Annotated in this window: 8 protein-coding genes; all 8 read left to right on the top strand. The window is 49.8% G+C overall.

Annotated features, from left to right (window positions below; genetic code table 11):
- The first annotated feature begins 562 nt into the window (after positions 1-562).
- The 8 genes from J4G02_05345 (at position 563) to J4G02_05310 (ending at position 8,852) form a co-directional block, all read left to right on the top strand.
- A complete protein-coding gene (locus J4G02_05345; protein ID MCE2394003.1) occupies positions 563-940 on the top strand; it encodes an S-adenosylmethionine decarboxylase proenzyme in 378 nt (125 codons plus the stop codon).
- A 171-nt stretch (positions 941-1,111) separates the two neighbouring features.
- Positions 1,112-1,909 (top strand): SDR family oxidoreductase, encoded by a 798-nt coding sequence (locus J4G02_05340; protein ID MCE2394002.1) that lies wholly within the window; start codon positions 1,112-1,114, stop codon positions 1,907-1,909.
- A 22-nt stretch (positions 1,910-1,931) separates the two neighbouring features.
- Positions 1,932-2,819 (top strand): TIM barrel protein, encoded by an 888-nt coding sequence (locus tag J4G02_05335; protein ID MCE2394001.1) that lies wholly within the window; start codon positions 1,932-1,934, stop codon positions 2,817-2,819.
- Positions 2,820-2,907: 88 nt separating this feature from the next.
- The gene (locus J4G02_05330) at positions 2,908-3,993 is read left to right on the top strand and encodes a Gfo/Idh/MocA family oxidoreductase (protein ID MCE2394000.1); all 1,086 of its coding nucleotides are present in this window, start codon (positions 2,908-2,910) and stop codon (positions 3,991-3,993) included.
- Positions 3,994-4,138: 145 nt separating this feature from the next.
- Positions 4,139-4,933 carry an MBL fold metallo-hydrolase gene (locus tag J4G02_05325; protein ID MCE2393999.1) on the top strand — a complete coding sequence of 265 codons (795 nt, stop codon included), beginning with the start codon at positions 4,139-4,141 and terminating at the stop codon, positions 4,931-4,933.
- Between the two features lie 20 nt (positions 4,934-4,953).
- Positions 4,954-5,865 (top strand): UDP-N-acetylmuramate dehydrogenase, encoded by a 912-nt coding sequence (gene murB / locus J4G02_05320; GenBank protein ID MCE2393998.1) that lies wholly within the window; start codon positions 4,954-4,956, stop codon positions 5,863-5,865.
- A 49-nt stretch (positions 5,866-5,914) separates the two neighbouring features.
- Entirely contained in the window at positions 5,915-6,781 is an 867-nt protein-coding gene (locus J4G02_05315; protein ID MCE2393997.1) for a phytanoyl-CoA dioxygenase family protein, read from the top strand.
- A 46-nt stretch (positions 6,782-6,827) separates the two neighbouring features.
- On the top strand, positions 6,828-8,852 hold the full coding sequence (locus tag J4G02_05310) for a DNA adenine methylase (protein MCE2393996.1): 2,025 nt from the start codon (positions 6,828-6,830) through the stop codon (positions 8,850-8,852).
- Positions 8,853-9,102: the final 250 nt, after the last annotated feature.

The raw sequence follows: 9,102 nt of genomic DNA, 5'->3' as shown, positions 1-9,102 counted from the left end.
GCGATGGATGCGCTGCGGATTCCTTATGCGGATTCGATTCGAGGCGGTGTTCGGTAATTAAAAAAGCTGCTTTTCTTATCCGTTTTTTGGCAACTATGCTATAATTAACCTAAGCTGCTAGTTATGTGCAACGCGATAAAAGTTAGTCTCCTATACCCGTAGGTCGGGCATCTAGCCCGACCTACAAAGCCCCAGAGGGGCGATATGTGTATAGTACATCGGTAAACCAATTCCCCCAAGCCCCAGAGGGGCGACATGTATGTCGTCCATTAGATTATTTTTGATAGGCATCGGGTATGAAAGGTTGTTGTAGTGAACAACGATCGTTGTTCACTACGATGGTCCCCACCGGTACATAGAAGCGCGTATATTTCGTAGGGAACGGGGATCTCCGTTCCATTTGTCTTAAATCACTGGGGTAATGCGTCCGAGCGCCATCAAAATTGGCTCAATTTTCAAATGTCAACACGCCCTAGCAACTTGCGTTATAATTACCTTGTTTTATGCGATTTTGTGTTGATCGACAAAATAGTAGACGCAGTAATAGGGCAGGAATCCGGCGATGCAAGCATTAGGGCGACAAATTTTGATTGAATTTTACGATTGCGAAAGCGAGGTACTCACTGACAGAGATCGAATCCGTCAATATATGCTTGAAGCAGCCCATCACGCCGGAGCAACGGTGATATCGGATACATTCCATCATTTCAAACCGGACGGGATTAGCGGTGTGGTCGTCATTGCGGAATCTCATATATCCATTCATACTTGGCCCGAACATCGCTACGCTGCGGTCGATGTATTTACCTGCGGCGATGCCGTTGATCCTTGGGGCGTTCCGCGCTATATCCAAGAAAAGCTACAAGCTGAAAACGTCTCAAGCATGGAGATAAAGCGTGGGCTTTTCCCAATCCCGGTACAGTATAAGAATGAAACGTGATGCGTGAAACGTGAAGATAATTTGTGCATTAGTTCATCAGTTCATTTGTTCATTGATTTATTAATTGTACTAGCGGACTCTTGAACTCAATATCCTGACCGACTCGCACCAAAAGTTAATAGAATCTTTTAAACTTAACTTATAGAAATACTGGTAGGAGGAAATTATCCGATGAAAGTGGATCTAAATGAACGGGTCGCGATCGTGACCGGTGGTGCACACGGTATTGGACGGGCCATTGTGCAGGCGTTATCCGATAACGGTGCCCATATTGTCATCGTGGATATAGACGGTGAAGCCGGTGAAAAAGCCGCAAATGAGATCATAGAAGACGGTGGAGCGTGTATGTCGCTGGCAGGTGATGTATCCGATGCGGAACAGATGAAGGCTGTGGCAGAGCAGGTAATGGATCAGCTTGGACGGATTAACATACTGATCAATAATGCTGGCATTAATACCCGCAGCGACCGTGTGCCGATTCACCAATACTCGCTTGAAGATTGGAATCGGATTTTGGATGTTGACCTGACGGGCGTTTTTGTAACCAGCCGCGCGATTATTCCGGAGATTCTGAAGAACCCCGATGGTGGACGCATTGTGAACACCAGTTCTATTGCGGGTTTGGTGCCCTTGCGGTTACAGACCGCCTATATTGCTGCCAAAGCGGGTGTTGCCAACCTGACAAAATCAATGGCGATAGAACTCGGTTCAGAAGGAATTCTTGTCAATGCAGTGGCACCGGGATCTACGCTGACTCGCGGGACTGAGGCGTTGTTTTACGGTCCCAACGGTGCGTACACCGAAAACGCTGCCAGCTTGCTATCGCATATCCCATTAGGGCGACCGGGTAAGGTGGAAGAGATAGCGCACGCTGTGCTATTTTTGGTGTCTCCGGGAGCGAGTTATGTTAACGGGGTCGTCTTGCCAGTAGATGGCGGCTGGACTGCTGGCTATGTGCGCGAATGGTAGATTGCGCCGGAGGAGCGAGGATATGAACATTACAGTTGGCAGCGCACCGGACTCGTGGGGAGTCTGGTTTCCAAGCGATCCGCAGCAGACACCGTGGCATCGATTCATGGATGAAATTGTCGAAGCCGGCTACGAATGGACGGAGTTGGGCCCGTACGGCTATCTTCCCACCGACTTACCTACCCTCCGTAGAGAACTCAGCAGACGCGGTTTGAAGGTGACGGGGACATTTGCAATGGCAAATGTTGAAGAGCCATCGTTATGGAGCGAACTGGAAAGGCAGGTGATGGGCGCAGGCGAGCGACTTGCAGCCCTCGATGCAAAGTATCTTGTGCTCATTGATGATACCTACACAGATCTCTTCACTGGTGAGGCAATTGCGCCTAAGCGGCTTGATGAAGAGGCGTGGCACCGATTCATTGAAACGACGCACAAGGTAGCGGACATAGCGCGAGACAGATTCGGTCTCCAGTTGGTTTTTCATCCCCATGCGGAAACGCATGTTGAGTACGAAGATCAGATAGAGGCATTCCTTGAGCAGACCGATCCGGACCGTGTATCCATCTGCTTCGATACGGGGCATCACGCGTATCGGGGTGGAGACCCCATCAATTTTATGCGCCGACACCATGATCGCATTCCGTACTTGCACTTGAAGAGCATTGATCCAGAGATACAGGAACGGGTAGAGGCGGAGGGGATTCCATTTGCTGAAGCGGTGAAAATGGATATGTTCGTTGAACCGTCAAAAGGTGCGGTGGATTTTCTTGTGTTTCGGGATTTGCTGCAGGAGATTGATTACAACGGCTACGCGATTGTCGAGCAGGACATGTATCCAGCACCTTTCGATAAACCGTTGCCGATTGCCAAACGCACTCGCGAGTATCTACGTGAGATTGGAATAGGATAAGGCAAATCTCTCTTAAATTGTTGTTTCTGTAGGGTTCAGCGGTCGTTGAACCCTACGAATTACGCTTTACGTTTTAGTGGGAGGCTATATGACTATGTATCGTGTGGGAATCATGGGTTGTGGGCGTATTGCTAGCACAATGGAGGACGAGTCTGATACGCACCCTATTTCCATTACAGGGGCATTTGACACACTGCCCAACACCGAAGTTGTCGCAGGCTGTAACAGAGGCGCAGAAAAATTGCACGCCTTTGGCGAGCGATGGGGAGTGGATGCGCTTTATCACGACTATCGTGAGATGCTAGCGCAAGAGGACTTGGACATCGTCTGTGTTGCGACACACCCACCGCTACATCCGGAGATGGTGATCGCATCCGTTGAGGCAGGTGTGAAGGGGATCTTCTGTGAAAAGCCGATGGCGTTAAGTATAGGTGAGTGCGACGCGATGATCGATGCTTGCGAAGATGCCGGGGTGAAGATGTTGATTAACTGTTCTCGGCGATGGTCGGGAGATTACCAAGCCGCCAAGGATCTGATAGACTCCGGTGAGTTGGGACCACTACTCCATGTCGTTGCTCATTGCGAGGGGTGCAAACCATCTCCGGACTGGGTCGCTGATACTGAAGGACCGTTGTTGCACGATGCGGTGCATACCTTCGACACGCTTCGTATCTTTGCAGGCAATGTTGAATCGGTGTTGGGGACAGCGCGGAGGCGTACCCGTCATGAGTTCCGGGTGGAGGACACCAGCTACTCCCTGTTGCAGTTCCAGAACGGTGTGGACGGCGTTGTAATCAGCGATGAACTGACCGAATATGAGCGATGGGATGTGGAACTACAGTGCGAAAGAGGACTGGTGCGGTTAGGTTTTGGTGCGGGTATGTGGAAGGCAGAACCGATAGAATTTGAGAAGGGATCCTGGTGGGCACTTGAACCTCGTCCGCTCCCCGATTCGACTTGGGAGGAAACCGCAACCCTACGTGCCGCTCAGGATTTGATTGATTGCATTGAGAATGACACGCAGCCACGCTGTACTGGACACGATGGTCGTGCCTCCATTGAGGTTATCATGGCGATTTATGAATCGGAACGGCGTAACAACGCATGGGTTGATTTGCCGCTCGGCGTGAGTGATTCGTTGGTTGACATCCTGCGACGAGAGGGAAAACTGTAAGAGCGTAAAACGTGATGCGTAAAACGTGAAAACAAATTGGTTCATCGGCTCATCGGTTCATTGGTGCTCGACAACGGGGCTCATAGAAAAAGAATATGCCAAAACGCTAAGAGCGTGAAACGTAAAAATAATTGGAGGATTTAAGATGCATCCGCTCGTAGATCTTGAAGTGCCAGCAGGGGCTGTCGCCGTCCACTGGTTTGAACAGAGTACTTTCGCGGTGAAAGATTCGCACGGGACAATTGTGCAGATTGACCCATACTACCCACACGATCGTCCCGCTGACAGATTCATCCATACCGATCCGCCGTTAGACGAATCTCAACTCCCGACAGATTATGTGCTGTTGACACACAACCACGGCGACCACACTTGGCCCGAATCAATTGACCGTATCCATCAGACTTCACCGGGGGTGAGGTGCGTTGGACCGGAAGAGAGTATCGCGCAGGTGCTATCAGATACGGCTGTTGACGCAGACCATACGACGACAATCCGCGCAGGCGAGTCATCATCTCTCGGTTCACTCACAGTTAATGCTGTCTACGCGAAGCCGCCAAACGGTCATCCGGATGCAGATATTGCCCCGCCCGATGTCACCCATCTCGGCTACGTTCTCAAGACGGATGGAGTGACGCTCTACTTTTCCGGTGATCCTATCAACACCTTCGCTGATCACGATGAGTTGGTGAACGCTGTCGCTGAACATAACCCGGACATTGGGTTCTTGACGAATCATCCGACGGAAGGAGAATTTCCGTTCTACGATGGCTGTGTAAAGATGGCACAGCGGATTGGACTCAAGCATGCTGTTCCCGCACACCGCTCCTGCTTTGTCACGCGGGATTATGATCCGAATGAGTGGGCGGCACAATTTCCGGCTGGTGGACCTGAACCGCTGATAATTCCACGAAATTCACACATTATTTATCCGAGCTAAGGCAATGATAAGGAATTAAAATGGGTTGGAAAGAAGAGCTCGCGTCCCTTACCCAAAACGGAAACAACCCGTCCAAACTACGCTTCGATGAACCACTTAGTAAACACAACTACTTTGGAATAGGCGGTAATGCTGCGGCGTATTTTGAAGTGAGCACAATCGACGAATTGGCGTATGTGGCACAGCTGCAAAAGCGTAGTAGTGTGCCGGTTGCCATCATTGGGCGAGGGTCAAATCTGCTCGTTAATGACGCCGGATATCCGGGGATTGTCATCCGATTAATCGGCGAATTTAATCGGCTTGAATTTACTGAGAATCGTGTTGACGTAGGCGCGGGTGTTTCCCTACCACGGCTGTCGAAAATGGCGGCAGGCCACGGATTGAGCGGCGTCGAGTTCGCGCTCGGGATTCCGGGATCTGTCGGTGGTGCACTGATTATGAATGCAGGTGCTTGGGGCAGCAGCTTCGGGGATTTGATCGAGCGTGTACAGGTAATGACAGCCGAGGGCAAGTTAATGGATATCAGCCGTGATGACGCAGGGTTTAGTTATCGTCATAGTGGACTGAAAACCTACTTCTGCGTGACGGGAGCAACGCTTACACTGATTCCCGGCGATCCGCAGGAGGTTGACGACCTCATGCAGGATCTCTATAACCAGAAGATCACGAGCCAACCCTTTGCCGAGGAGAACGCAGGGTGTATGTTCAAGAATCCACCCGGTCATTCTGCTGGAAAATTGATTGATGAATGCGGTCTGAAGGGGCATCGGATCGGTGGAGCAGAGGTATCTAAAATCCACGGGAATTTTATCCTCAATCTCGACAATGCAACCGCTCACGATGTGCTATCGCTCGTCCGTCATATCCAAGATCACGTCAAACAGGAAAGAGGCGTCGATCTGGAGATGGAGGTTCAGCTACTGGGGTTTTGACAGTGCATACAGCTTGATTTGTCACGAATTTAACGTAGGAGGTTATAAAGTGCTGAAATCTATAGATGAAGACTCACTCAAAGCTGCCCAAGCGATTCTATATCCAGAAGAGCTTTTTCAATTCGATTCGGTTGCGGAGGGGATTTGGGGTGGTTTTGAAGCGGTAACGGATACGGCTGTGCAGTTTTTCCACGAACACGGATATCTAGTTATCCACGATGCGTTTAGCCCAGAAGAGGTGCGCGAGACATTAGATGGAATGCTCTACCTGATGGATGGGAAAAATCCAGATTACAGGGGTATCCAATATGAACCGACACTGGTCAGATATAGGTCGGAGTTACCCGCAAAAGAGAGACGCGATATCATCCGCAAGATTGCCACCTTTGTGAACTTTGAACCGCGTCTGAAAGCGATATCCGAGCATGAAGGACTAATGACTGTCGTTCAACGCCTGATTGAGGACACACCCAGACTGTTCCAAGATATGGGACTGATTAAACCGCCACACATCGGTTCAGAGAAGCCGTGGCATCAGGACTGTGCCTACTTCAATTTGCCGTTGGATACGCCGGTCGTCGCTGCTTGGATTGCACTGGACGAAGCGACACCTGAAAATGGATGTATGCACGTCATCCCCGGTTCTCATAGAGAGGGACCTATGGTACATTTCCACAGGCGTGATTGGCAGATATGTGATACGCATGTCCCTGTAAACCGTGAGGTGATGGTACCGCTCAAGGCAGGAGGCTGTCTGCTCTGGCATGGCTTGTTGCATCACGGCACGCCTGCGAATCGATCAAACTTGCGGCGTCGAGCGTTGCAATTCCATTATTGCCCTGAAAGCACCGGAAGTATTGACACTGAGGAACGACTGGAAGTGTTTGGGAGTGAAGGGAAAGACGTTGAGTGTTAAATACAGAAGTGTATGATAGTTTGAACCAACCAGACGCAGGTGGCTTATGCGCTACATCGGCAGTAAATTGAACCTGTTATCCCATATTGAAGAGGTAGTTGACAAGCTAGGGGTTAAGGAGGGGATATTTTGTGACCTGTTCGCTGGAACAGCGTGCGTCGCAGCGCACTTCAAACGTCGAGGATTTCGGATTATCTCCAACGATCTCCTCGAACTCTCCTACGCCTTTCAGCAGGCGCTGATTGCCAATAACGAGGCACCCAAATTTACTGGTATTGTCGAAACACTCGGTGATGTACACGGTGATAGCCTATTTGCTAATCTTTCACCATACCATAAGGTGGTAGCTTGGTTGAATTGCCTACCCGGCAAGAAAGGGTTTATTTTTCACAACTACTGTCCGTCAGGGAATAACGAATACGGTCGGCAATACTTGTCGGATAGCAATGGACAGAAGATTGACGCGATCCGCCAACAGATTCAACAGTGGCGCGATGCGGGTGAGATTACGGAAAACGAGTTTTATCTGCTGCTCCTACCGTTGTTGGAGGCGACATCAAAGGTCGCCAACATTTCTGGCACCTATGGAGCGTATCTGAAGCACTGGGACCCACGGACTTACAAAGATTTGCCCATGGTTCCGGCTGAGATTATTCGGTCAGATATGTCGCATCAAGTATTCCGGCAGGAGGCAAACCGGTTGATTGAAGATATTCGGTGCGATGTCCTCTATCTTGACCCCCCGTACAACACCCGTCAATATATTACCAGTTATCACCTGTTGGAGACAGTTGCGCGGTATGATACCCCTGCACTTCATGGAAAAACGGGGCTGCGAAACTATGACAAGAATGAAAAATCGGCGTACTGCTCCAAATCGGGTTGTTATCAGGCGTTCCAAGATCTGATAGAGAAGGCAGACGCACGACATATTCTGGTGAGTTACAACAACGAAGGGATTCTGTCGCGCGATGAGGTGATGTCTATCCTCTCCCTTCGAGGCAAACCTCGCTGCGATTCTTCCATTGACTACCGGCGATTCAAAAGCAATTCTCATGGAGCTCAACCCACCTTAGACAACCGTGTACAGGAATTGTTGTTTCACCTTGAAGTAAGGACGCTCCCAAAACGATCGCAGCCAAAAAGTGAAGAAAAGGAGCCAAAAGGGCGTTACGACCCGCGAAATCCGCTCAACGATCTCTCCGGCAGCGAGTGGACATATTTCCTCAACTCCGTGGAATTGGAAGGGGACGAATACAATGTGGGAAAGCTCAACAATCTGTCTGAAGAGGAATGGGCAATTGCCTCCGCTCCCGTTTGGGATACATACTATCCAACCAGCGGCTCCCAAGCTGATGCCCACAGTATTCGGAAGCAGCACCCTTCGCCAAAACCACCTGCCCTGATGAAACGTCTGATTGAGTTTTTTACGAAGAAAGGGGGCCGTGTCTTAGATCCGTTTGTTGGGGTCGGTGGCACGTTGCTAGCGTGTTCAATGGCAGGCAGGGATGGGGTTGGGATCGATCTCTCGCGTGAATATCTTGAGATTTACCGTCAAGCCTCCGCTGAACTTGGCTTGGAAGCGCAGCCGTTCCTTTGTGGAGATGCCAGGGATTTGGAGAATCTGTTAGGGGCGGCGGAACCGTTTGATCTGGTTCTGACCGATCCGCCCTACAGTGACATGCTTTCTCGGAAGCGCAGTGGCGAACGAAAAAAGAAAAAAAGAGATGATAGTCCAACGCCTTTCACAGATAGCCCTGATGACTTGGGCAATATGCCGCCGTCGCAGTTCTACGAATCACTGAAGGCGGTGCTTGTCCAAGCCACAGCGTACCTCAAACCGAAAGGGTACGTTATTGTTTTCTGTAAAGATCTTCAACCAACAGAAAAATCTCACAACATGATTCACGCTGATGTTGTAGAGACTCTTGCGGATATTGAGAACCTACGGTTTCGAGGCTACAAAATCTGGTATGATAAATCGTTGAGGCTCTATCCGTTCGGTTACCCATACGCCTATGTTTCCAATCAACTCCATCAATTCAGCTTGATTTTCCGCAAGGAAAAATAAACAAGGTGCCGGGATTCGGAGATCGCCCCTACAGGCGAACTAAAGGCACCTATACAGCCGTGCCGAACATAAAGCTAAGATTGGGTTGACATATTTAGTGTGGATGTTGTTTAATATCTCTCATGTTAATACAATCGAGAATAGTTAAAACCGTTTCACGGTACGGAAACGGAATCAGTTAATTGAATCAATCTTCTACCACCGGAGGTTACTCATGCTAACGCAGGAACAAATTAACGCGTATAACGAA

The organism is Candidatus Poribacteria bacterium, from assembly GCA_021295755.1.
In the GTDB taxonomy this organism is placed as follows: Bacteria; Poribacteria; WGA-4E; order WGA-4E; family PCPOR2b; genus PCPOR2b.
Note: the sequence above shows the minus strand (reverse complement) of the source record. Positions and strands in the feature narration are given on the sequence as shown.